This is a genomic window from Colwellia psychrerythraea 34H (assembly GCF_000012325.1).
GTDB classification, from domain to species: Bacteria; Pseudomonadota; Gammaproteobacteria; order Enterobacterales; family Alteromonadaceae; genus Colwellia; species Colwellia psychrerythraea_A.
Window position 1 is genome coordinate 5,324,327 of the sequence record NC_003910.7, and the last position, 25,467, is coordinate 5,349,793.

Genomic DNA, 25,467 nt, shown 5'->3' on the forward strand with positions numbered 1-25,467 from the left:
TTGCCGATTTAAAGGTATTTTAGTTTATTTAAGACATCCATCTGGTTTATGATTTACGGTGATTTTTCGCTATATCTCTCATGAGTAATTCAGCACCAGTTAAACTCAAATGATTATCATCAAAGTATAATGCACTTCCTTTATGTATTATCGAACAATAACTTTCTCCACATAGACGCTCAAATGGCTTAATTCGATATAGCTTATCTCCGTATACTAAAGAATTTAATTTGTTAATAATAAACTCGTTTCTTCTCATGTAGTAGCTTTTAGAAACCGACTGTTCGAGATCTAACATTGATTCGTCACTGAATATAGAGAAGGGTGAAATGGCTTTATTAACATGTAATGGCATTTCTGGTATTGGATACATAATATGTACAGTTTTTCCTGCCCTGAGTAACCGCTGAACAATTGCATCTAAGCTATCCCAGTATATATCTCTTAACTCAGCTGTAGATTGACTTTTCTGCGTAACTTTAATTCGATTTTTAGGGCTAATGTTTGGCAGTTCAGGGTAGTTATGTTGTTGCCCGCCAAATAAAAATTCACTATATCTAAAACCCAATAAGACATTAGTTATTGTCTTATCATTCTCCAAATAGTCCAATGACTGCTTTATCCATTCTGAGCACCCTTTTACATTTACATCAAACAATAGTGCTGGTGGGCAGCCACTAAAGCTCAAATGTAATATTCCAAGGTTATTTTCCTCAAGTTGTTTGGCTAATGCATAGGTTGGTTCAACGATATGGCTATCACCAAAACTTGCCCATTTAACATCTTTTTCAAAGTACCTGCACGCTGCCGAAGGTTTTAAAAATGAATCGCCCTGAGTATGACAGGCTTCACGTTTTGGGCTGAACTTAATAGAATCTGTAAATTTATTCTCAGGAAATCGACCTTTAAAACCATTACCTACATGCCCTAATACGCCTATTAATAAGAACAGACTTAACGATATACCGGACAATTTAAAAATTGCCTTCTTAGAATAAGCTGATTTATTTCTAAAAGGCTTCTCTATATACCGATAGCTCGTGATGGCAAGAAAAAAAGTCAAAATAATTGCCATATAAAACCAAATATTCAGGGGTTCTCCAATGGTTTTCAATCTTAAAAAGGCAAAGATTGGCTGGTGCCATAAATATAGGGAATAAGAAATAAGCCCAATAGAAACAAATAAATTATTGCAAAGAAGGCGCCCAATATAAGTCTCGGCATGCGCAAACCTAATAATAAATCCAGTCCCGAGAACTGGTATCAAGGTGTAAAAACTAGGAAATGGTGTTTCATTATCAAATGTTAAGATCGAATAGATGATCAACAGTAAGCCTACAATTCCTCCTAGCTCGTTTCGAATCCTTTTATCCGCAACACTAATCGGCTTACCGAAAGCGATTAAAGAGCCAATAAACAACTCCCAAGCACGGCTAAATATAAGATAAAAATTTGCATCAATATGATTATTCATCGCCAAATACTGAGCAAAAAACAATGAAATTACCGTCATTATAAATAACAAACTATATAAGTATTTCTTGCCTTTAGACCATAATGCTGACATTAAAATAGGGAAAAATAAATAGTACTGCTCCTCTACGGCAAGACTCCACGTATGCAGTAAAGGTTTTTCATCTGAAGCCGTAGAAAAGTAACCATTGGTTAAATAGAAAAAAATGTTAGACGAAAAAGTTACAACAGCCACAACACTTTGTGAATAAGATTTTAATAGCTCTGCCGGCATTAAACAAAATGCCGCGATACTTGTAACAATCAATACAGCAGATAATGCGGGTAGGATCCTTCGCGCACGTCGTTCATAAAAGCTAAGTAGTGAAAATTTATCATTTTCCATTTCTTTCAGGAGAATAGAAGTGATTAAATACCCACTAATGACAAAAAAGATATCTACACCGATATATCCCCCACTAAAGCTAGAAAAACCAGCATGAAAGAATATAACCGGCATCACCGCTATAGCTCTAAGACCATCAATTTCTTTCCTATAATACAACTAAATCACCTACTTAATTACGAATTATAGTTAAGCTTAGTTGCCTTTAATAGCTGCAACCAGTTTTTTACTTTGTTAAGTAAATTACCTGTGGATGATAATATTTTTTGTCCTGATGGTTGGTTAACAATTTCAGCACCAAAATCCTTTTTAAAACTAAATAGACCTGCTTGATTTTGTGATTCTCCTTCGCTGACACCACCAAGATTAATGGATTTAAAGCCCTTTTTTTTAAATTGCAAAATGGTATGCCAAATCATGTGAGCAGGACCTGAGAACTTGTTGCCGTCAATCGTCGAGCCACTAATAACGTAGTATACCTTATCATTGTAATAACCAAAGAGACCGGCATTAATAGCTTCATTATCGACTTTACTGGTTACAACAACAGCACGGTCTAGGTCAATTAGCTTATCTTTAATGCGCTTAACCATTTTACTATGATTACTCACCACAACCCCCTTTCGTGCAAGAGCAGACTTTTGCATTGATTTTAATTGCGCCACACTTTCTATTGAATGCTTAAAAACAGATTCGACCCCTTTTTTTTCTGCTTTACGAATATCAGTTCGTTTACTTCCTTTCAATTTTTTCCAAATATCATCTTCGCTCGCTTCCAGCGAAATATAAAACTCACTACGTTCATTTAATTGGTAACCTAGTACCGTTAAAATATCTTTTGAGTGACGAGATTCATAGGCATGATTAAAGATATAAAAGACACCCAACTTAGCTAATTCGTCTTCAATTAAACGCATAAATGGCAATAAATCGTCGGAATTTAATGTTTCAGGTAACGCGCCAAAACTAGCCTTTTTACAGTATATTGAAAACGGCCAAAGCTTTGGTGACTCAAGGTGCACCACAGCTATACCTTCAACATCTCCGTTTGGAGTGACGAGCGAAAGAAATAACGGCGTGCCACTACTGTTATTCGTTTCATACAAGGCATATGCATGGGTATGAAAATAATTCCCCCCACAATGAGTTACTCGTTTATCCCATTCAGCGGCGGAAATATCCTTATTAATTATTACTTTCATTTCAAATCCCTAGGTCCCGGTACCATAATAGATATCAACAATTTACTAATGATAGTATTTGTTCAATTTGTGCTTGGCGACTTAACTCATCACAATTACGTTCGTTAACTTGAAAATTTAGAAGGCGAGGGAATTCGCTAACAATACAATCTTCGTCATCATAATCAGAGTACACGACATTATCGGAATATTTATCAAGTAATTTCTTTGTTGCACCGTCAGCACCGATTACCGCCCATACGGGTCGGTTTAGTGCCAAATATTCATACGCTTTTGTTGGGATCTGTCTATCGAATCGACTACCTTGCAGTAATAACAATGCATCAGCACTTTTGGCAATTGCTAAAGCAGCTTCCATAGGTACTGGCGGTTCAATGGATACCTCAAATGATTTAGCGGTATTTTTTAGGTGATTTTGCGTGCTTAAATCAGGTATATCACCAATTAACCTCAATTTGATTTTTTTATCTGTATGTTTGCAATTTTTTTCTATTGCTCGAACAATTGGCTTTATATCCCGGCCTTCATTATAGAAAGAACCAATATGAACTAATTCAAACGTGTTATTTAATTTAGGATTGTCAGCCTTTATTTGATTAATTATGTCTCGGTCAAATCCGTTACCTATTACAGTCGTATTTGTATTGAACTGATAGTAATCCTTTAGGCTTTGGGTACTGTCTTCTGTACAGGTTATTATTTCTTGACTAAGTGATACAGCACGCTCAACAATCGGCTGACAAACTTTTGTTTTTGCACTTTCATCAACTTTATCGTAAATCCAATAAGGAGGATCTCTAAAATCAGTAATCAATTTTTTCCCTGTCGCACGTGCTATTTTTTCTGCGACATCAACAGAAGCAAAATCAGGGAAAGAGGTAAAGATAAGGTCAATATCAAGTTTTTTAACTAAGTTTTTACCTTTATTAACAGCAAAAGGGATCCATGTTGCATATTTTCCAGTTTTAGCTAATGAAGGATAAATTGGTAATCGCCTACTGCTTAATAATCGTCTTTGTAACAAACTTAATGTAAAAGCTCGATAAATATTATTTTCACTATCAAATATCTGGTTTGATTTTAAACCTTGTGCGGATGTAATCGTTGATAATATTGCGACAAAATGGCCGTGCTGCTCAAGAAACCTTTTGAAAAAACGAATACGATTTACCCCACTAGCAGAAAATGGTTCATATTCTGTGATGACAATTAAGATTCTAGTCATGAGCTTTTCCTGTTTTTATTAGCATACCAAGCAACTTCTGTTTAACCTCTTTATCTAGCAGCATAGGCCATGCAATAAGCAACGCTATACAAACACAAGCAATCGCTGCAATAATTAGCTGCCCCCAATTAAGAGGTTCAAATAATTGCATCATACTTATACCCAAGACAACAAGCAAAATGTATAAAACCACAAGTTTGATGAATTCCAAGATTGGTTTTAAAACTGGTAATTCTGTATATTTATTTAATAAGACTAAATGCAAAATAACATCAGATACAAAAAAACTACATGCAGTCGCAATGGCTATCCCCAATAATCCCCACTGACTACCTAACACTAACGATAAACCGATGTTTAATAAAGCCCCAAGCAAATTAACAACCGACAACAACTGGTGTTGAGCTTTTGCTAACAATAAACTACTGATCGGGCGAGAAACCGTTCGACAAATATAAGCAAACCCGAGTATTGGAGCTAGTTGCCCTGCTTGAGCATAATCAAGGCCTATCCATAACGTGATAAAATCTTCGGCTAAAATAGCCAATGGCATATACAGTAAAATGACGGTAAAAAAATTAATACTGATGATCAGTTTGAATGTCCCATCCAGCCCTGTATTTCTAGCAACCATTTTGGTAAGTACTGGTTGAAAAACACCAACGATAGCTCCAACTAGTGATTCAACTTGATTCATCAAACTATTAATTACATTGTAAATAGCGACAAATTTCAAACCTAATAAATGACTAATAATAATGGGATCTACTCGTCGATTAACACTCTTTGCCATTCCCATCAAAATAAGATGTTTGGAGAATGCGAATAATTGCCTAACTTCGCTAAACTTAACCAAGTGGAGAACAAACTTGAATTCCGGATGAAGTTTACGGGCAAAATGCATTTTTAAGCTGTGTGTCAGTATATCTGCAGCAATTGTGGCAAACACTGCCCCATAAATATTCATATCAATAATTAGGTAAAATACCAGTATTGATTTTACCACCATATTAAGAGTACCGAGGTTCGCATCAATATCCATGCGAAGATACGCAGTGAAGAAACCGTGAAAACAATTCATGATAAAATCTAAAAAAACTTTAATCGCTAATATCGAAAAAGCTATTGTTGCAATTGACTGTTCTTTTTCATTTATTCCGAGTAACTCAGGAAAAAAGGCAAGCACCAAAACACAAAAAGCAGCAATAAAGCCCAAAACAGAAAATAAGGCTACAGCAACTGAAAAAACTATATTTATACGGTGGTTGTCTTTATTTTCCAGTGCTAATACGATGTTTCTTTGTACTGCATAAGCAAAGCCAAGATCTATAAAATTAAACCAACCTAATGCTGAAAGAATTAGAATCCATAGCCCGTAGTGGGCATCACCTAGATGATGAATAAGATAGGGTGTTAACACTAGCGATATTACGGTAATAATAATAACTTCTAATGTTCTAAACGTTGAACTTTTAATTAATTGTTTTTTCATTAAAACTTAACCGCACTAACCTTGTAAAAATATGGCACAAAATAACTGTAATTACGCGCTTGTACAACAATAGACACTAAATACTGAGTCACAAAACTTCCTTATTTATCAAATCATCACAATGTAACATTATGTAATCGGTTTATCTTTATCTTTGTTGAAAATACGAGTTGTTCTAAGTAAATAAAAATCTATAACTAATACTACAAAAATGTTACTTTCATTTGTATTTTTTGTTAAATTAAAGGCACTTATACTCATTCATTCAATTTTAGGATTTTAGCAGTTATGTACGCTTTTATTTTACGACGTTTTTTAATGCCTGCTTATGAAAAAATAAAAGGCAAAAATTTACTGCACCACCTTGAAATTTATGAAAGTAATTTAACACTAACGAAAAAGCAGCTTGAGGATAAACAGTGGCAAGCCCTTGAGGCTTTAATTACACACGCATTTGAGTACACATCTTTTTATCCTAAACATTGGGCTAAATCAGGAATAAATTCAAGAAATGATATAAAATGCATGGCTGATTTTGCCAAACTCCCTGTCGTTACTAAAGATGATATTTCCGCGCATTATAGTGATTTACTCGCGAGTAATTATTCAAATAATATAAAGAAATCTACCGGTGGCTCCACTGGTCAACCGTTTAGCTTCGAATTAAACACCGACAGTAATACTAGGCGTGAAGCCATAATGTGGCGTGGCTATGGCTGGCTAGGTGCAGGGTTAGGACATAAAACCCTTTATTTATGGGGAGCTGATGTTGGCGAACCCACCTTTTTAAAAAGAATGAAAACAGACCTTTATCATAAGTTTTATAATCGCAAAATGCTTAATTCATTTGCAATGGATAAAGATAATATGATTGATTATGTAAAAGAGATTAGTGCTTATAAACCCAAGGCATTAGTGTCTTATGTTAATCCACTTTATGAACTTGCCTGTTATATCAATAAAAACAATACACCGGTTTTTTCTCCTAACACTATTTTAACGGGAGCCGAACCCCTTCATGACTTCCAACGCACTGAAATAGAAAAGGCTTTTAACTGCAATGTTTACGACACCTTCGGTTGTCGAGAATTTATGTTAATGTCTGCGGAGTGCACTGAGTATAAGAACTTACACATTAATAGTGATCACTTAGTAGTTGAAACGCTTTCAGAGCAAGGTAAACCGGTTTATGAGCAGAGTGGCGATTTAGTTATAACCGATTTGTATAATTTTGGCATGCCTCTTATTCGTTATGTAAATGGTGATAGAGCTACACTGATAAATGAACCCTGCCGTTGTGGTAACCCGCTACCTTTGATGAGTAGTGTGGATGGCAGGAAACTAGATATTATAAAAACACCATCAGGGAAAACCATTCCCGGAGAATTATTTCCGCACTTGTTTAAAGAGTTCAAAGGTATTTCCCGTTTTCAAGTGAAGCAGAGCAAAATTGATGAAGTGCATATTTTCATTATTGCCAACGAAAAATTCACAAAAGAAGATCAAAACAACATTACTACTGAAATAAATAAATATGCAACCAATGAACTTAATTTAAAATTTAAATTAGTTGATGACATTCCATTAACTATTAGCGGCAAACATAGAGTGACTATTTGTGAAGTCTGATACAAAAAATAAAAGTTCATTGGTAATTATAACTAATTTATTCCCACTTCCTTGGGAGCCTAATAGAGCAACCTTTAACCGCCAACAATTCGCTCAACTTGATGACGAGTTTGACAAAAGTGTATTAGTGCCTATAGCCTTTTCTGAATGGTTTTCTCATAAAAAGGAAATAAAGCAAACTGAAAATTTAAGATACGTTCCCTACTTTTATCTGCCTAAAGTGGGGCGTCGTTTTTATAGTGTCTTTATGTTTTTGTCTATTTTAATGCACTCTGGTTGGTGGTTAATTAATAAAAAGCCGAAAATAATATTGGCGAGTTGGGCTTTTCCTGAAGCGGTTGCCGCCAGTTGGTTAAGTAAGTTATTTAACTGTCATTTCTTTTTTAAAGTTCACGGTAGCGATATTAACCTACATGGAAAAATTCCCGCTCGGGCTCAACAAATAGTAAAGGCAGCTAAAAGAGCATCGGGTATTTTATCAGTTTCAAAAGCACTCGCAGATGAAATGGTAGGCATGGGTATTGAACGGAAAAAAATATCGGTTATTTATAATGGCGTTGACCATCAAAGGTTCGGTGTAGAAACAAAAACACCATTAAGCGGTGACTATCTTTTATATGTTGGAAACTTAAAGCATGACAAAGGTGTCGTCGAGCTTATCAAGGGGTTTGCAAACATCTGTGAGAATTATCCTACATTACATCTTGTCTATGCAGGGTCTGGCGTAGAGAAAGAACGGCTTGTTGAATTGTCAAAAACACTCAATATTGCTGATAAAGTTCAATTACTGGGCTCTGTTGAACATCATAAATTACCCGCGCTGATTACTCACGCTAAAGCATTAGTATTACCCAGTTATAACGAAGGGGTTCCTAATGTTATTTTAGAAGCTATGGCTTGTGGCACGCCTGTATTAGCAACAAGAGTTGGTGGAATTCCGGAAGTAATAGACGAAAAAATCTGTGGCAAGTTAATTAAACTACGCTGTGAAATAGCGGTAGAGAATGGCTTAAATTACATACTCAATCAACCTTGGAATAAGAAACAAATACAAGCGCATAGTAAAAAATTCACATGGGAAAACAATAAACGCCAACTCATTGAGTTACTGTCAGTTAATAACTAATTTGAGAAATAAAGTTATATTGGCAAAGGTTAAATTACTGTTACAATGTTTTTATAACGTTTCATTTTTCGACGGACTCGAAGTTTAATGCGAAATAAAATTATATATTTCATACGATCTAAGCTCTTGCCTGATAGCTTGTTTTTGATCAATGGGAAAAGAGAGTCTAAATCACTTTATTTAACTTTTGACGATGGTCCTGTTCAAGGTGTCACTGAAGAGTTACTTGAATTACTTGCACAACATAAAGTAAAAGCTACTTTTTTTATTATTGGCTCTCGCATCAGCAAATCATCGGATTTACTAAAAAAGATACATCAACAAAAACATACAATTGCAAATCATTCATACAGCCACCCTAATTTCACTAAGTTATCAAGTGAAACAATGCTTGAACAAATAATCACAACAAATGAGCTAATTAGGGCAACTACTCAACAATGTTGTCGATTATTTCGCGCCCCCCAAGGCCGCTGGAGTATCAGGTTACTGTTTAAGTTATTTCGTTTAAAAATGACAGCAGTACATTGGAGTCGAGACTCTATGGATTTTCTTAAAGAGCAACCAGAAAAAATTGTGAAACGTTTTATTGATGAGCCAGTAAAGAATGGCGACATTATATTATTTCATGATGATAACTCTCGTTGTATCGAGGCGTTAAAAACCTTAATACCCCATTGGCATTCTCAAGGTTTTAGTCTCAACGCATTGGAGAATAAATAAAAGTGAATATTCTGTTTCATCATAGAACTCGTGGGCGTGGTGCCGAAGGTGTTCATATAAGAGGCGTGGTCAAAGGTTTAAGGCAGTTAAATAATCGTGTTGATATCTTATCCTTGCCCGGAGCTGAGCCTGAAGTTGAAGAAGCAAAAGCTATTGATGAAAAGGTGAATCAGCCTCCGACTAAAAAAAGTAGTTTTTCCATACTTTCTGATCTCACTAAACATGTACCAGAATTTGTTTTCGAACTTTTTGAGCTTGCGTTTAATTTAATCGCGGTAATACGTTTACGTAAAACCGTTAAAGAAAAAAACATTACCCTTATTTACGAGCGTTATTCCTTATTTATGTTTGCCAGTGTTTGGTGGGCAAAACGTCATAACTTACCTATAGTGTTAGAAATCAACGACTCTTGCCAAGTCCAAAGGGTGCGTTCATTAACCTTTAAAAAACTTGCTGCAAAAATTGAAGGCTGGATTTTTAAAAATGCTACCGGCCTAGTGTTTATTTCAACACGTTTTAAGGAAGTGGCTGAGCAAGCATACGGTGAAATTTCAAATTCTGTTGTATCACCTAATGGCGCCGACTTAGATAAATTTATCATTGATGAAACCTCTGGCTTAGCATTACGAAGTAAACTGGGAGTTGAAAACAAAATAGTGCTTGGTTATGTTGGTGCATTCGTTCATTGGCATGGTATTGATTGGTTTGTTGATTTGGCTTGTCAAAAATTAAAGGAAACACCTGAGTTAGTATTATTGCTAGTAGGAGACGGTGTCGCTTTTGAGGGCATTAAAAAACGCGTTATTGAAGCAGGTGTTGAATCTCAAGTTATTTTACCTGGTAAAGTCCCGCATCATGAAGTTTCATCCTTTTTGTCAGCAATGGATTTAGGTATATTACCTGATTCAAATGATTATGGTTCACCGATGAAATTATTTGAATTTATGGCGATGGGCAAAGGCATGATTGCTCCAGATTTCAGCCCTATTGCAGAAGTTGTTCAAGATAACGCGACAAGTTGGTTATTTCCAGCGAGCAATAAACAAGCGTGTATAGACAAGGTTTTTGAGATTGTTAATGATAGAGAAGCTCATCAAGAAGTTGGCAAAAAGGCTCGAGCCTATATTGAAAACGAACGACAATGGAAACATAATGCTGAACAATTGTTATCATTAGTTACTGCTAGAGAGAAAGCTTGATGCAAAAAATAATAGCTGATTTAAAGCGTAAGCAACAAATTTTTGCAGACGATGGTGCTAAAGTAAGCATGTTAAGAATTTTGATGGCTGATGGCACTAGTGCAAATATTATTTATCGATGTATGCGCTGGTGTGCAACACATCGTTTAGGCCTGGTAGCCTATTTTTTTCAATGGCTAAATAAATTGGTGAATGGTTGTGTGATCGGCAGTGGTGCAAATTTTTCCTCTGGTTTTGTCATTATGCATCCTATTGGCATTGTTATTAACTCTAAAGTAATTGGTGGGCACAATATTACTTTAGAGAGTGGTGTTGTCATTGGTGATGAGAAAGGTAAATCGCCTTGCTTAGAAAATAATATTTTTATCGGTTCTGGCGCTAAAATTATTGGCCAATTATCCATTGAAGACAATGTGAAAATTGGTGCGAATGCTGTCTTAACAAAAGATGCTAAATACGGTTCAACCATGCTGGGTATTCCAGCAAAAGCCTATTTAAAAAATAACAAAGGCACAAATTTATAATGGTAAATATTTTTTGGTTCAGTTTAGCTGTCATCATTTACAGTTATTTTATTTATCCATTCATTTTGCTAATATTTAGTGCTGTAAAGCAAGCTATTAGTGATACACGCTATCTTTGGAAAAAGAGCCAACGTAGAGTTGTAGACAAAGACAACCTACCCCCTGTATCGATAATAATAGCCGCTTACAATGAAGAGTCCTGCATTAAAGCTAGGGTGGAAAATTTACTTTCCCTCGATTACCCGCAAGATAAACTGACTATATTAATTGGCTCTGATGGCAGCCAAGATAAAACAGCAGAAATTTTAACTTCATTTGATGCTGTGAATTTAAAGGTTCATATATTTGAAAAAAATCGTGGTAAAATGAGTGTGCTCAATGATCTTGTTGAACAAGTAAACAGTGATTACATTGTTTTCTCTGATGCAAATACACACTTTAACAAAAATACCATTGAGTACTTAGTCAGACACTTTAATCATGATAATATTGGTGCTGTATGTGGAGAGCTTCATCTGGTAGATGTTGATTCAGGCGATAATAAAGACAATATTTATTGGCGCTACGAACAAGTATTAAAGTTTCATGAAGCTCGATTAAATGCATTACAAGGCGCAAATGGAGCAATTTACGCTATTCGAAAAGAACTTTTCATCCCGTTACCAGCCAATACTATTGTAGATGATTTCCAGATTGCAATGAATGTTGCTAAACAAGGTTTCCGTCTAATTTATGATCCTGAAGCCATTGCAATTGAAGAGATAGCGCCAAATCTGCAAGCGGAAGAAGGGAGAAGGGTACGAATTGGCTTAGGTAATTACCAAGCATTATTCACCATGGCTTGGGCACTAAATCCTTTGTTAGGTTGGCGCTTTATCGCTTATATCAGCCATAAAGTATGCCGATGGTTTGTCCCTCATTTAATGCTTATTACCTTGATTAGTAATTTATTACTCATTAGTAACCCTTTATATCAATTATTATTTATTGGGCAAATCCTTTTTTATTCCGTTGCTTTTTATGGTATTAAAAAACAACAAAAACGGCAAAAAGTCAGTTCAATTATAGGGATAATTGCCTTTTTTGTTTCTATGAATATCGCGTTAATGCGAGGATTTATTCGGTATTTTAGCTCCAACGTCCAAGGCACATGGGAAAGAACAACAAGATGATTATTTTTTTTAGCTTACTTTTATTATTTGTGTTTGCTTTTATATTTATTCTTAAAAAAAAGAATATGTCAGGTTGGTTGCCCCAATACATTAAACAGCGCTTAAAAAAAGCAGTAGAAATTAAAGGCCCTACGCATATTATCTTTTCATTTGTTGATCATTATGAACCTCAATGGGGTAAACCTAATGATATTAATGTTGAGCGTTCTCGAGTTGATCGGTGGTTAGCAGAATACCCTAAAATGGCGAAAAAGCATCAAGATGCTGATGGTTTTCATCCACAACATACCTTTTATTATCCTGAAGAAGAATACCGTTTTGAGCATCTGAACAAAATAGCAAAAATGTGCCAAGATGGTTTTGGTGAAATAGAATTACACTTGCATCATCATAATGATAATTCTGAAAACTTACGATCACTTATCACTGGTTTTTGCCAAACATTACACGAAAAACATGGGGCTCTTAGTCACAACCCTGAGACAGGCCAGCTAAACTATGGTTTTATACATGGTAACTGGGCATTAGATAATAGTGATCCAACCGGTAATAATTGCGGTGTAAATGACGAACTGATTATTTTAAGAGAAACTGGCTGTTATGCAGATTTTACTTTCCCTTCAGCGCCTCACCCAACTCAGCCTGACACCATTAATAGCATTTATTACGCAAAAGATGATCCAAATAAGCCGAACTCCCACAATACCGGTATTAATTGTAAAGTTGCCGGAAAACCTTGGGGTGATATTTTAATGGTTAATGGACCTTTAATGCTGAATTGGAAAAAACTTAAAAGAGGCATATTTCCACAGATTGAAAACTCTGATGTCCGCAAAGGTATGGAGCCCACTCAAGATCGTGTCGATTTATGGGTAGATGCGAATGTGCATGTTGAAGGCAGACCAGAATGGCGTTTTATTAAAGTACACACCCATGGCACTCAAGAGCGAGATATGGACGTTTTATTAGGCCAGCCCTGTGATGAGATGTTTTCCTATTTAGAAAGCCAGTACAATGATGGTGAGAACTATGTATTACATTATGTCAATTCACGCGAAATGTACAATATGATTAAAGCAGCCGAAGAAGGAAAGCAAGGTAATCCAAACCAATATCGCGACTACTTTTTACCTCGCCCACAATTTAAAGTCCGTCCTCTATGAATATAAAGCATCAGTTCATTAAACGGCTTAATTTATCAACGGTTTTATGGCCTTTTTTAAAAAACGGTTTATATTGCTTTAACTTTCACCGTATTGGCTCATGGCAAGAAACAAGCTATGATCCTTGTGTATTTTCTTGTGACGCTGAAAACTTTGAAATCTATCTTTTTTTTATAAAAAATAATTTCCGAGTTGTTACTCTTAATGAGATTAATAATATTGCTGAAAAAAACATTCCAATTAAAGAGAAATTAGCACTGATTACCTTTGATGATGGCTATAGTGATAATTACCATATTGCTTTCCCACTATTAAAATCGTTAGGATTACCCGCTACTTTTTTTATCACCACCAGCTTAATAGACTCTAACCTTATTCCATGGTGGGATGAAATTGCCTGGCATGTAAGGCAGTTAGCAAATAAAACCATTAAACTTGCCCCATGGCATCATGCTTTAACTATTGATAAGACACCATCTCGACAAAACATACGCAATGTTTTACAACAAATAAAAATAAACCCTTCTTTAATTGAAAGTCAACTAGATGAATTACGGGCATTAACACCTGCAAAAATCTCTGATAATGAAATTAAAAGTCTATTTATGACATGGCATCAAGTTACTGAAATGGTTGAAAACAATATGACGGTTGGTGCACATTCACATACCCATAAAGTTTTCTCTTGTTTATCTGAAGCTGAGCTAAACTTTGAACTCAAAGAATCTAAACGCTTAATAGATTTAAACATGTTGGGTAATATCAGTAGCTTATCTTACCCTGTCGGTAGTGCTACAACGTATGACAAGAGTATGTATGGAGCTATTTCATCTAACGGTTATAAGTTAGCATTTTCATTTAGTGCCATAATAAATAAGAACCTTAATGAAAATCGTTTTGAAATAGGACGATTCTCAATAGATCAGCCTTTTAATGAAAGAGTATTTAAAGAAATGATTTTAAGTGCAAAATCAAAATAACATATTAAAAAAAATAGTAAAAATTTGAAGTAATAGGTTTTGATATTATTCAAACTAAAATTGAAAAGTTATAAGATGGTAACGATGCGACATTAGAGGTATCGAGCACTGAACTAGCGGCAACCAATTTAATTTTCTCAAGCGATGTAAAGGCACTTGGGAGCGCTAATATTTATATAGTAATGACCAGCCCCATTGATAACCATAAGTAACCTGATTTAACGCCGCTAATAAAAGCCAGTGAGATTATCTTCCTTTACCAAATAACACAATTTCAAACGTTCGAATTAATATCAATAAATCCAAGAGAAAGCTACGGTGCTTAATATAATACAAATCATATTTCAGCTTTTCTAAAGAATCAGCCTCCGTAGCGCCGTAAGGGTATTTTAATTGCGCCCAACCGGTTAAACCTGGTTTAACATTATGACGTTCGTTATAATAAGGGATATTATTAATAAGGCTTTTCACAAATTGAGGTCGTTCAGGTCTTGGTCCAACAAAACCCATACTACCATGCAAAACATTCCAAATTTGTGGCAGTTCATCAATACGATATTTACGTAAATACTGACCGACTTTTGTAATACGGTTATCGTTTTCGCTTGCCATTTGGGCACCGTTTTTTTCTGCATCTAAACGCATACTACGAAATTTGATCATATTAAACAGTTCACCATCTAAGCCAACCCGCTCTTGTTTATAAAAGATTGGCGCATTAAGACCTTCGGTGATCTTCATACACAACGCAGTAATAAGCATCACCGGCCAAGTAAGTAATAACAAGATCAGTGCCATTCCTGCATTAAAGATCCAATCTAAGGTATTACGTAAATAATTATTAGAGGCGAAGCCATTAGAATAAATGACCCAGCTAGGATAAATAAGGTTAACGGCTATTTGTCCGGTTTCACGCTCAATGAAATCCAATATATCTATAATTTCAATACCGCGGATCTTGCAAGCAAACAACTCATCTACAGGCAAGTTATTACGACGCTCGTCATTAGCGACGACTATCTCATCAATATCATGGGCTAAGGTGTATTCAACTAATGATTCATTTAGCTTGATGCGTATTTCATGCTGAATCCCATCAGCTGAATCACCTTCCATGATAACAAAACCATGCACAGTGAAGTCTTGCCGATCAACATCACGTCGCATACGCCTTTCTATAATTGATGCTCGTTGTCCAGAGCCTAATACCAAAATATTACGTTTGCCAAAACCAAAGAAATCTATTTTAAAGGTAAAATAGCGAAAAGAACTGACTAGAAAAACACTAAGTGAAGAGGCGATAGCCAATAATTCTATTGGTAAATGATAAACCCCATAAAAAGGATTAATGAGTGTTGTCGCACAAAACCCGATAGAGACACACATCAACATGCGACGAAAAATCCCTCGAAAACTTTCTCTCAGTTTTGAGTTGTACAATCCTAGCGCTAAGGCACTTAATTGATTAAATAGGGCAAAAATAACAGCATAGAGTAATAAGAAACCATCAGATACCACTATAAAATCAACAATTTGATATTCCCCGTTCAAATGAACAGCTAAAATCAAAGCTCCAACAAATAAGATTTGTTCTACAATAATTAAAGATTTAGTACCTGCTGATAAATCACGAAATTTCGAACTAGACATAACTGACTAGGATCCCTTTAATTAAGGTTTGCTAATAAATAACAATCTTCTACCGACAAAAACAGCGCTAATTCTAACAAAAAACGCACTAAAGTTAACGATTAATTTACACATGTTAAAAGATATTGCTAAAAGACAATAAAATACCATACAATTACACATCGTTTTTCAAATAAAATTGTCTTTAAAAGGTGTAAATTATGGATAATCGCTTTGCCAGCACATTAAAAGTTGGTCTACTATTGCTAGTAATTTTTCTTTCAGGCTGTACTACACACAATACGCTACCTAGTGCAACTTTACACCCATCCAATACAGAAAATATAAATAGCTATAAATATTTAATCGGCTCTGGCGATGTGCTTAATATTTTTGTTTGGCGTAATCCCGAAGTTTCAGGCTCATTTGTAGTACGCCCTGATGGCATGATTACCACCTCCTTAGTTGAAGATATCGAAGTCAGTGGTAAAACGCCTACTGAATTAGCGCGTTCAATTGAAAAAATCTTAGCAACTTATCTACGAGACCCTATTGTCACGGTCACCGTTGAAAATTTTGTTGGTCCTTTTAGTGAGCAAATTCGTGTTATTGGTGAAGCCGCACAGCCACGAGCTATTAATTATACTCAGCATATGACCTTGCTCGATGTTATGATTCAAGTTGGCGGTTTAACCGAATTTGCTGATGGTAACGATGCTGTACTCATACGTATTGAAAGTGGCACACAAAACCAATATCAAGTAATGATAGACCAGCTACTTAAAGATGGAGAGATAAGTGCCAATGTTGATATGTTACCGGGCGATATTATCATTATCCCTGAAGCTTGGTTTTAATATACCAAACACTCAGTACATCAATAAGTTAGCACAAAATTAAAGGGTAGTAATGCAAGATATATTTGAAGAGATAATTGATTATCTAAAAGGAATTTGGTTAAAACGTCGTTATATCATCATAGCAACTTGGCTTATTTGCCCTATTGGCTGGTATTTCGTTGCTGCTATGCCCAATGTTTATCAATCAGAAGCAAGAGTATATGTTGATACCCAGTCTTTATTGCGGCCTTTATTAAAGGGTTTAACCGTCGAAACCAATCCTGATACGCAAATTCGTCTTATGGTAAAAACACTATTAAGCCGTCCGAATTTAGAGCGTATCTCGCGTATGACAGATTTAGATGTACAGGCTAGCACTCCTGCTCAATATGAAGCAATAATCAAAAACCTAAAAGATAACATTAAAATATCAAGCGCTCGCCGAGAAAACATTTATACCTTAAGCATTGAAGATGAAGATCCTGAAATGGCAAAAAACATAGTTCGCTCAGCGTTGACTGTTTTCATTGAAAATACTTTAGGCGAAACTCGAAGTGACTCAGATAGTGCGCAAAAGTTTTTAAATACTCAAATCAAAGATTATGAAAACCGCCTGTCAAATTCAGAAGCCCGACTGACGAGTTTCAAACAAAAGTATAGTGGTATTTTACCTGATCAATCAGGTGGCTATTATGCAAAGCTCAATGGTAATAGAGAAAAATTAAAAGCAATTGAGTTGGATCTTTTGGAGAATAAAACCCGTCTTGATTCCGCTAAAAAGCAGCTAGCCCAATCCGTAGTAGCTGACACTGGAAGTGATAACAAAATTAAAAGTGAAAATTCAATACAAACTACTTATGATGACCGTATAAATGAATTAGAAGTTCTACTGGATAATTTAAAGCTTCGTTATACCGAGAAACACCCAGATGTGATCGAAACTAGCCGAAATTTAGAACATTTAAATAAATTGCGTAGCTCTGAAATTGAAAAGTATCTAGCACAAAATAATGAGAACACTGGCAGTTTAAAACGCTTAAGTGCTAATCCCGTTATTCAAGAAGTACAAATTCATGTTAATCAACTGGAGAATTTGATTGCTTCACTCAATGTTAGAGCTGACAATTACCGCCAACGCATTATCGAACTTGAAAATAGAGTCCATACTTTACCGGAAATTGAGGCTGAGTTAATCGCACTAAACCGTGGATATGGTATTACCAAAGAAAAGTACGAAGAGCTGTTATCACGTAAAGAAACTGCACAACTGGCTCAACAAGCCGATGAAACTACTGATAAAATTCAATTTCGTGTTATTGACCCACCACGTAAAGCAACTAAACCCTCAGGGCCAAAGCGCTTTCTTTTATTTGGTGTCGTCACTCTTATAGGGTTTGCTGTTGGCATTGGTTTGTCATTATTAATGAGTCAATTGAACCCTGTAGCAACCTCTACCGCTCAATTATCTAAAATTACCGGCGTACCTATTTTTGGTGTTATCTCTGCCAATGAAAACTTAGGTTTACAACAATGGCATAAAAAGAAAACTTTCATTTTTATAGGCTCTAACGTGCTATTACTCTGCTTGTTAGTGTTATTTGTTAGTTACTTTTTATTTCCTGATACTATTCAAGCACCATTAAAAAGGATATTTTAGCCATGAGTACCATTGAAAAAGCCCTGGCTAAACAAAAATTAGCTCAGCATGAAAAACTTGAAAACGCTTCTGAATATGCGACCAAAGCTGATAATAACATTCAAGAGATTAGTAGTATTTCCGTGCCTGCAGCAACAAAGAAAGTAAGCAGTAATAAAGAAAAAATAATATTAAATGGTGATAGATTAAATGAACGTGGTTTTATTTATAGTCCGGATAGCGCTCATCATATTCAAGAAGAGTTTCGCCATATTAAGCGAAAACTACTGAACAATGCTTTTGGTTTAGCGTCCAAGACACTACATAATAGTAACTTAATTATGGTAACCAGTTCCCTCCCTAATGAAGGGAAAACTTATGTTGCCATTAACTTAGCATTGAGTATCGCCCTTGAGCAGAATAAAACAGTACTATTGATAGATGCGGATGTATTGAGACCTAGTTTACATAGAGAATTAGAGTTTGAGAGTAAAAAAGGCTTACTGGAATACTTACTTTCTGAAGTGTCATCGCTGTCCGATATAATTTACAGTACTAACATTGATAATTTAAAGTTAGTTCCTGCCGGTAAACCACATCATTTGACTAATGAACTATTGGCCAGTGAACGCATGGAGAGCCTAGCTAAAGAATTAGCAGAGCGCTACCCAGACAGAATCGTTATTTTTGATTGCCCCCCCATTATTGGTGTGACAGAAACCCCTCTGTTATCTGATCTCGTTGGCCAAGCACTTATTGTTGTCGAAGAGTCAAAAACTAAAACTGAAGATCTTAAGACCGCGGTAAGTCAGCTAAATAGTGATATTGCTTTAGGCTTAGTAATGAACAAAACCATTAGATCTAAAAAGGATGTATATGGCTATTATGGATATGGCTATGGCAGAAAAAACCAGTAAATCTCATCTGAAATTGCAAGGTTTTGCAATCGCTGGCTTATTTTTATCCGTCAGCGCTTTAGCAGGTGATTGGCAATTTGATCCTAGTTTGGGGCTGACCGAAACATACACCAATAATGTTGAATTGAATCAACTAGATAAACAATCGAGTTTAGTGAGTCAGTTCATTATTGGCGCGGATGCTAATTATAGTTCGAGAAAATTACAATTCTCATTTGCCGGCACAGAAACGCTTGTTGGTTATAGTCATAATAGTGAGCTTAATGATGACTACCAGACTTTACGGGCTGATGCCTCATACTCACTTTGGCATGACAAGCTGCAAGTGATTGCCAGCTCAGCAATAACTAACGTCAGTCAAAATGATATCGGCAATAGTTTAGCTGATTTAGTGAGTGGTGATACCGTTCAGCAACGTAACCATTCTGCTGGTTTACAATATAACACGGCTAATAGCGATTATGCTCTATCCTCCTCCCTCATATACAACTTAGTAGAAACAGAAGATAACATAGGCGAAAGCAATGGTTACACGGCATTAATCAACAGTGTGAATGGTAATGCTGCTCGCACTATTTTTTGGCAAGTAGATGGCTCATTTAGCAATCGAAAAAATAACGGCTTCACGAGTGAGAATTACCGACTTGAAACCAAAATTGGCGCTATAACCCCCTACAAGCTGACCCCTTTTGTTCGTTTCTATAATGAAAGCGTCACTGGTACTGCCGCTGGAAGTAACCCTGATGCCATTCCCTCCTGGGGACCTGGTTTTCGTTATAAAGCAGCTAAGCATTTAATTATTGATGTCTCGTATAATTACATTAGAGATGACTCACTAGCGAGTGATGACAGTGACTATATAGCTGCTGATATTGATTGGCAACCATCGGCACGTACATCACTAAAAGCTGGTTACTCTAACCGTTTTTTTGGTGATTCTTATGAGTTGGATTTTTCTCACCGTACTCGACGTCTAACTAATACTATTTCGTATCATGAAACCGTTGAAGTATTTGATCGAAATAGTTACCGAGAAGTATCTGTTGGCGAGATATGGTGCCCAGAAAATGCCACAGATATTAATGCTTGTTTACCCCTTGGTCAGTCGCCAGATGATAACAACGGCTTCGTGAGCATACCGTTAACTTCATTAGTTTTAGAAGAGAACAATGAGTTTACATTAAACAAGCGATTAGCTTGGCAGTCTCAGTTAGCATTAGCACGTACGACCTTTACCCTTGACCTATCTAACCGTGATAGAGAAAGCTTAAGTACTGGTATCATTGATAATTACCTTGATGCGCGTTTTAGCATTACTCGCCGAATGAGTGCTAGAAGTGATATTATCTTCTCTGTTAACTATAACAAAAATATTTTTGATAAAGATAGGCCTGATGGTCCAAGACAAGAAGATACTTATAAAACACTGTCCAGCACTTACAACAGAAGTCTAGCATCATCACTCAATGCTTTTTTAACGCTACAATATCTAGATCGAGAATCAAATTTTGAGCGTTTCACTTACACTGAAGCACGCGCTTCCATTAATTTAACAAAAGATTTCTAACATGTATGAAAGTTACTATGGTTTTAGTGAACGACCTTTTCAGTTAAGCCCTGACCCGCGTTTCTTCTTTGCAACCAACCACCATCAACGTGCTTTATCTTACTTACAATATGGCTTAGATCAAGGTGAAGGCTTTATTGTTATTACCGGGCCTATTGGCACAGGGAAAACAACGATAGCCCGCAATTTATTAGCTAATATAGCTGATGAAAATATTGTTGCCGCGCAATTAGTTACCACTAAATTAACACCCAATGAATTACTTGATCTCGTTGCGGCTGAATTTAAAATCACAGTAACAGGTAACAGCAAGGCTGATGTCCTGCAAAGTATAGAAAAATTCTTAATTAATTTGAACAAACAAGGTAAGCGCGCATTATTATTGGTTGATGAAGCTCAAAACCTACCCGTTGAAACGGTAGAAGAGCTGAGAATGCTTTCAAATTTTCAACTCGATAATAAACCACTTATCCAAAGTTTTTTATTGGGTCAAGAAGAGTTAAAAGCAATTATATCTGCACCTGATATGGAACAATTTAGACAACGTATTATTGCTTCTGCACACCTAAAACCACTGAATGCCGAAGAAGTAAAAAACTATATCAATCATAGATTAGCGCAAGCTAATTGCAATAGAGAAGCCTTGTTTTCAGATGAAGCATTTCAGCTTATTTTTGAAAAAACGCTAGGCGTACCAAGAAAAATAAATATTTTTGTTGATCGTTTATTATTGTTTGGTTTTTTAGAGGAGTTAAATAATATTGATTGCAATGCCATCAATGAAGTTGCCAAGGAAATGTCTGTTGAGCTTACCGGCTCTCTGAGTGGAAATGTCCTTGAGAGTGATAACAAACATCAACCATTAGTAATCAATTCGACGGAAAATGTTGAAAATATTAAAAATGTCTTACGTGAAGTAGAAGAAATATTAGAAAGCTCAATTCAACAGAAAGTTAAAATGACACGTTATATTGATAAGCTTTTAAAACAAAAAAATCGTGAATTTGCTGAATTACAGAGTAAAACTGCTGATAGTAAATAACTATCAGCAGTTTGGTAGTTAAACGTTAATAGCTATCTGATATTTTTCAATTAAAGAATAAAGCGTCGGTCTGGTAATACCTAATAATTCCGACGTTTTCGACATATTCCCATCCGTAAGTGCATAAGCTTTTTGAATTGCTATAGTTTCGGCTTGTTCACGCACAACACGTAAATTTAGCGATAATTCATACTCTGCATTTTCTTTATCGAAGAAACCTAAATCAAAAGCGGTTACTTGGTTACTGGTACTCATAATCACTGACGATTTAACTTTATTCTGTAGCTCTCGAATGTTGCCAGGCCACTTATGGTGTCGTAAGCCATATAAAGCATCATCCGCAAATGATTTAGCACTGCTTTTATATTCAGTGGCGTATTGCTGTAAAAAGAAATTAGCTAAGATAAGTACATCTTCATCACGATCACGTAATGGTGGTATATTTAAAGTAATCTCGGTAATACGATAAAAAAGATCTTCACGGAACGTTTTCTCTGAAACCATCACTTCAAGATTTTGGTTTGTCGCACATATTACCCGCACATCAACCGGAATCTCTTTTCGTCCACCTAAGCGCTCTATTATTTTTTCTTGTAAAAAACGTAATAATTTAGCTTGCAATTGATAAGGCATATCACCTATTTCATCTAAAAATAAGGTCCCGCCTTGGGCACATTCTATTTTTCCTAACGTCGTTTTATGCGCGCCAGTAAAAGCACCTTTTTCAAAGCCAAATAACTCACTTTCTAATAAATTTTCAGGAATAGAGGCACAATTAATAGCAACAAAAGGTTTATCACTCCGATCACTCACTTTATGAATGGCTTTAGCTGTAACTTCTTTACCAGTACCACTTTCACCAAGAAGCAGCGCTGTAATCTCAGTAGGAGCGATACGTTGCACCATAAGGCGTAATCTATCAATACTCTCACTACTACCGATAATGCCAGTATCACAGCCTACAATAGACTTCATACTACGGTTATCTGTTTCTATCGTTGCTAAACTAAAAGCACGAGAAACTATGACATTAATAACATCCGCATCAACAGGTTTTTGATAAAAATCATAAGCGCCCATTTCGATGGCTTTTAGCGCATTCGTTCTGTCATCGTTACCCGTAATAACAATCACTTTAGTATGGGGGGAAATTTCTAATATTTGTTTTAATGCCGCTAAACCTTCGCTAGCATTAGCCGCATCTGGCGGCAAACCTAAGTCTAGTGTAACCACTTTAGGCTCATAACGTCTCACTGCAGCAATAGCACTTTCACGGGTACCAGCGAGCACTACCTCGTAGTCAGCTAAACTCCATTTAAGTTGTTTTTGTATACCTAAATCATCATCAACAATTAATAATTTTTCCATAACAATGTCATATCCTTTATTTTTATTCTTTTCTAATCATTGCTACTACAAGGAATAACAAGCGTAAAAATACTACCTTCATTCTCAAAACTAGCGACTTGCATAGTACCACCAATACTTTCAACAAACTGTTTAGCTTCATAAACGCCAATCCCCATGCCAGCATTTCCTTTGGTGGTATCAAAGGGTTTGAATAAACGATTTCTAATAAAATAAACTGACATACCGCAACCATTATCAACAATAGAAATGTGTAAATTGTTGCATATCCTTTCTGCGCTTATTTTAACCCAGCCACTTTCATTTGTCGCTTCTTGTGCGTTTTGTAATAGATGATTTAATACTGAAGAAAACGTTTCTTCATCAATTGAAATCATATTATCAATAGCGAGTTGTGCGCTAATATGTGGTAACTGCACATTACGCTGTTCAATCACCGTCTCGATCAGCGCTTGTACGTCTATAGTCTTTTTTGTTGACTCTACCACTTGTTTATTGCGTAACTGTGTTAATACTTTATCAAGTCGCCCCGTTGCTGATTCTATGGTTTCAAAAACATCATCAATAAAAGCCGGATTATCTCTGTGGCGTTTGGCATTACTATTAACTAACGCCAATTGTGCTTGAATATTTTTTAAATCATGAACTAAAAAAGCTGACATGCGATTAAAAGCATCAAACTGCTTAGATTCAGCCAAACTCTCATTGGCTTCATTAAGTGACAAGTAGTTACTGAGCTGCTTAGAGAGAGAAAAAAGTAAGTCCCTGTCTTCCCAGTTTAATTCCCCTTGCTCTTCAGGCAGTGCTAACAAGAAAAAACCGTAAACTACTTTATTCATAAAAATAGGAATAATCATATCAATATTTTTTTGCTCGCACGCTCGAGCATCTAACACTAAACCAGGATAACTATCCTCAACCATTGCCAACTCTCTGACATCAATAATCCAGCCGTTTTGTTGACAGAATTGATCGACAGCAATTAAAAAATGTAAATCACTTTGTTCTAGCTCAAAATTTTGCTGATAAATAGCCTGATAATGATTCTTTGTGACTTTTTTAATTAATGCACCTTGATGGATGTTCAACGATGAACACATAATGTGAGTTGCAGTGTGATAACAATCATCATTTTCACCGATTTCGAGCTGTTCAATGGATTTGAGCCATTCAACTCGATAATCATACTTATTAGCGAAAAAGTGTTTAGTGATGAACACCTTAACTTCTCTACGTAACCTCTCGGCTATTAATAAGGCTGCTAACACACTGCCACCTAAAATAATAAACGCAATACTTATAACGTCGCCCCAAGCTCCACCAAAGTAATTAATTACGTAACCGGCTATAGCCAATAAAAGTAGGTATAAACCCGAAATAAGTAACATTGAGCTATAAAAGACCACTTCACGGGAAACAAAAACATCGACAGACCAGTCTTTAATACGCCGAGTACTTACCAATATTAAGGGCATACCTATGGCCGCAATAAAACCACGCGCATACCAGTAAGAAAAGTCTAATTGGTTAACCATAGCCGCCTGCGCAAACAGCACAAAATCAAAAACAGTTGCCATGCCCAAGGCTATAATTAAAGACCAAATGGCCCATTTAACTTTAACATCGGCATTTCGATATAGCTGTTCAAGTAAAACGAGTAACCATAAGTTAAGTAATAAAAACAATGAAAATAGATATTTCACACTATCAGGCATAAATAGCGCAGCTCCCCAACAAAGCACAGATAAGCCACTGAATATTTTCAGATATTGCTTAACTTTAGGGTGAGAAATTAGTGCTTTAACCGACGTGATATTTGCTTGAGTACAAATAATCAATAAGGACCAAACAGCAACTTTAAACGTTTCTATTGCCATGACGATAAGCAATGAAAAACCTTGTTTAGGTTGTAGTGCTGCGCTAAGAGAGGAAGAAAAAACTAATAATGCCGCTAACAGCATTAAGCCACCGGCTAAGGTTTTATTACGAGCAGCTAAAAGTAATAAAATAAAAACCGCATAAGCACAGGCTGCTAAAAAATAACCTGAGGTGCCAATTACTTCCATTTATCTAAATCCTAAAATGTTGGTATTACTATGGTGACATCTTTGTTGGAACAGAAATTATTATATAGTAATTCATCATGATGTCTTAGTTTTATTGGCCTAATTTAGCC

General features: G+C 35.9%; 20 protein-coding genes. 13 read left to right on the forward strand and 7 right to left on the reverse strand.

All coding sequences use genetic code 11. The annotated features are described in order from the left end of the window. Positions 1-46: 46 nt before the first annotated feature. The 4 genes from CPS_RS22535 to CPS_RS22550 are packed head-to-tail and all read right to left on the reverse strand — an operon-like array spanning position 47 to position 5,777. Entirely contained in the window at positions 47-2,017 is a 1,971-nt protein-coding gene (locus CPS_RS22535) for an acyltransferase family protein (protein WP_011045728.1), read from the reverse strand. Positions 2,018-2,034: 17 nt separating this feature from the next. Then, positions 2,035-3,060: a lipid II:glycine glycyltransferase FemX gene (locus CPS_RS22540; RefSeq protein WP_011045729.1), complete on the reverse strand. Its 1,026-nt coding sequence runs from the start codon at positions 3,058-3,060 to the stop codon at positions 2,035-2,037. 34 nt (positions 3,061-3,094) lie between these two features. After that, positions 3,095-4,285 (reverse strand): glycosyltransferase, encoded by a 1,191-nt coding sequence (locus CPS_RS22545; protein WP_011045730.1) that lies wholly within the window; start codon positions 4,283-4,285, stop codon positions 3,095-3,097. Then, positions 4,278-5,777, reverse strand: a complete 1,500-nt coding sequence (locus tag CPS_RS22550) for a lipopolysaccharide biosynthesis protein (protein ID WP_011045731.1) — start codon at positions 5,775-5,777, stop codon at positions 4,278-4,280. The genes CPS_RS22545 and CPS_RS22550 overlap by 8 nt, the downstream gene beginning before the upstream one ends. 288 nt (positions 5,778-6,065) lie before the next feature. On the opposite strand from CPS_RS22550, the gene CPS_RS22555 reads away from it, so the two are divergent. From CPS_RS22555 to CPS_RS22590, 8 genes are all read left to right on the forward strand, one after another. Further along, entirely contained in the window at positions 6,066-7,406 is a 1,341-nt protein-coding gene (locus CPS_RS22555) for a phenylacetate--CoA ligase family protein (protein ID WP_011045734.1), read from the forward strand. Further along, positions 7,396-8,532 carry a glycosyltransferase gene (locus CPS_RS22560; protein WP_011045735.1) on the forward strand — a complete coding sequence of 379 codons (1,137 nt, stop codon included), beginning with the start codon at positions 7,396-7,398 and terminating at the stop codon, positions 8,530-8,532. Before CPS_RS22555 ends, CPS_RS22560 begins: the two co-directional genes overlap by 11 nt. 87 nt (positions 8,533-8,619) lie before the next feature. Continuing rightward, on the forward strand, positions 8,620-9,255 hold the full coding sequence (locus CPS_RS22565; protein ID WP_011045736.1) for a polysaccharide deacetylase family protein: 636 nt from the start codon (positions 8,620-8,622) through the stop codon (positions 9,253-9,255). A 2-nt stretch (positions 9,256-9,257) separates the two neighbouring features. After that, positions 9,258-10,454: a glycosyltransferase family 4 protein gene (locus CPS_RS22570; RefSeq protein WP_041737190.1), complete on the forward strand. Its 1,197-nt coding sequence runs from the start codon at positions 9,258-9,260 to the stop codon at positions 10,452-10,454. Continuing rightward, positions 10,454-10,978 carry a serine acetyltransferase gene (locus CPS_RS22575; RefSeq protein ID WP_011045738.1) on the forward strand — a complete coding sequence of 175 codons (525 nt, stop codon included), beginning with the start codon at positions 10,454-10,456 and terminating at the stop codon, positions 10,976-10,978. The genes CPS_RS22570 and CPS_RS22575 overlap by 1 nt, the downstream gene beginning before the upstream one ends. Then, positions 10,978-12,150, forward strand: a complete 1,173-nt coding sequence (locus CPS_RS22580; protein ID WP_011045739.1) for a glycosyltransferase family 2 protein — start codon at positions 10,978-10,980, stop codon at positions 12,148-12,150. Before CPS_RS22575 ends, CPS_RS22580 begins: the two co-directional genes overlap by 1 nt. Further along, the gene (locus tag CPS_RS22585) at positions 12,147-13,313 is read left to right on the forward strand and encodes a hypothetical protein (protein ID WP_011045740.1); all 1,167 of its coding nucleotides are present in this window, start codon (positions 12,147-12,149) and stop codon (positions 13,311-13,313) included. The genes CPS_RS22580 and CPS_RS22585 overlap by 4 nt, the downstream gene beginning before the upstream one ends. Further along, entirely contained in the window at positions 13,310-14,293 is a 984-nt protein-coding gene (locus CPS_RS22590; protein ID WP_011045741.1) for a polysaccharide deacetylase family protein, read from the forward strand. The genes CPS_RS22585 and CPS_RS22590 overlap by 4 nt, the downstream gene beginning before the upstream one ends. A gap of 246 nt (positions 14,294-14,539) precedes the next feature. Here the strand turns inward: CPS_RS22590 and CPS_RS22595 are convergent, their stop codons facing one another. Further along, positions 14,540-15,943 (reverse strand): TIGR03013 family XrtA/PEP-CTERM system glycosyltransferase, encoded by a 1,404-nt coding sequence (locus tag CPS_RS22595; protein ID WP_011045742.1) that lies wholly within the window; start codon positions 15,941-15,943, stop codon positions 14,540-14,542. 200 nt (positions 15,944-16,143) lie between these two features. On the opposite strand from CPS_RS22595, the gene CPS_RS22600 reads away from it, so the two are divergent. From CPS_RS22600 to CPS_RS22620, 5 genes are read left to right on the forward strand one after another with little or no spacing between them, the layout of a single operon-like run. Next, entirely contained in the window at positions 16,144-16,779 is a 636-nt protein-coding gene (locus CPS_RS22600) for an XrtA/PEP-CTERM system exopolysaccharide export protein (RefSeq protein ID WP_011045744.1), read from the forward strand. 52 nt (positions 16,780-16,831) lie between these two features. After that, on the forward strand, positions 16,832-18,418 hold the full coding sequence (locus tag CPS_RS22605) for an XrtA system polysaccharide chain length determinant (RefSeq protein ID WP_011045745.1): 1,587 nt from the start codon (positions 16,832-16,834) through the stop codon (positions 18,416-18,418). A gap of 2 nt (positions 18,419-18,420) precedes the next feature. Then, positions 18,421-19,314, forward strand: a complete 894-nt coding sequence (locus CPS_RS22610) for an XrtA-associated tyrosine autokinase (RefSeq protein ID WP_041737191.1) — start codon at positions 18,421-18,423, stop codon at positions 19,312-19,314. Further along, positions 19,274-20,881 (forward strand): TIGR03016 family PEP-CTERM system-associated outer membrane protein, encoded by a 1,608-nt coding sequence (locus CPS_RS22615; protein WP_011045747.1) that lies wholly within the window; start codon positions 19,274-19,276, stop codon positions 20,879-20,881. Before CPS_RS22610 ends, CPS_RS22615 begins: the two co-directional genes overlap by 41 nt. 1 nt (position 20,882) lies before the next feature. Continuing rightward, positions 20,883-21,923 (forward strand): XrtA/PEP-CTERM system-associated ATPase, encoded by a 1,041-nt coding sequence (locus CPS_RS22620; RefSeq protein WP_011045748.1) that lies wholly within the window; start codon positions 20,883-20,885, stop codon positions 21,921-21,923. Between the two features lie 18 nt (positions 21,924-21,941). Here the strand turns inward: CPS_RS22620 and prsR are convergent, their stop codons facing one another. Continuing rightward, positions 21,942-23,291 (reverse strand): PEP-CTERM-box response regulator transcription factor, encoded by a 1,350-nt coding sequence (prsR, locus tag CPS_RS22625; protein WP_011045749.1) that lies wholly within the window; start codon positions 23,289-23,291, stop codon positions 21,942-21,944. A gap of 32 nt (positions 23,292-23,323) precedes the next feature. Beyond that, positions 23,324-25,357, reverse strand: a complete 2,034-nt coding sequence (prsK, locus tag CPS_RS22630) for an XrtA/PEP-CTERM system histidine kinase PrsK (RefSeq protein ID WP_011045750.1) — start codon at positions 25,355-25,357, stop codon at positions 23,324-23,326. Between the last annotated feature and the right edge of the window lie 110 nt (positions 25,358-25,467).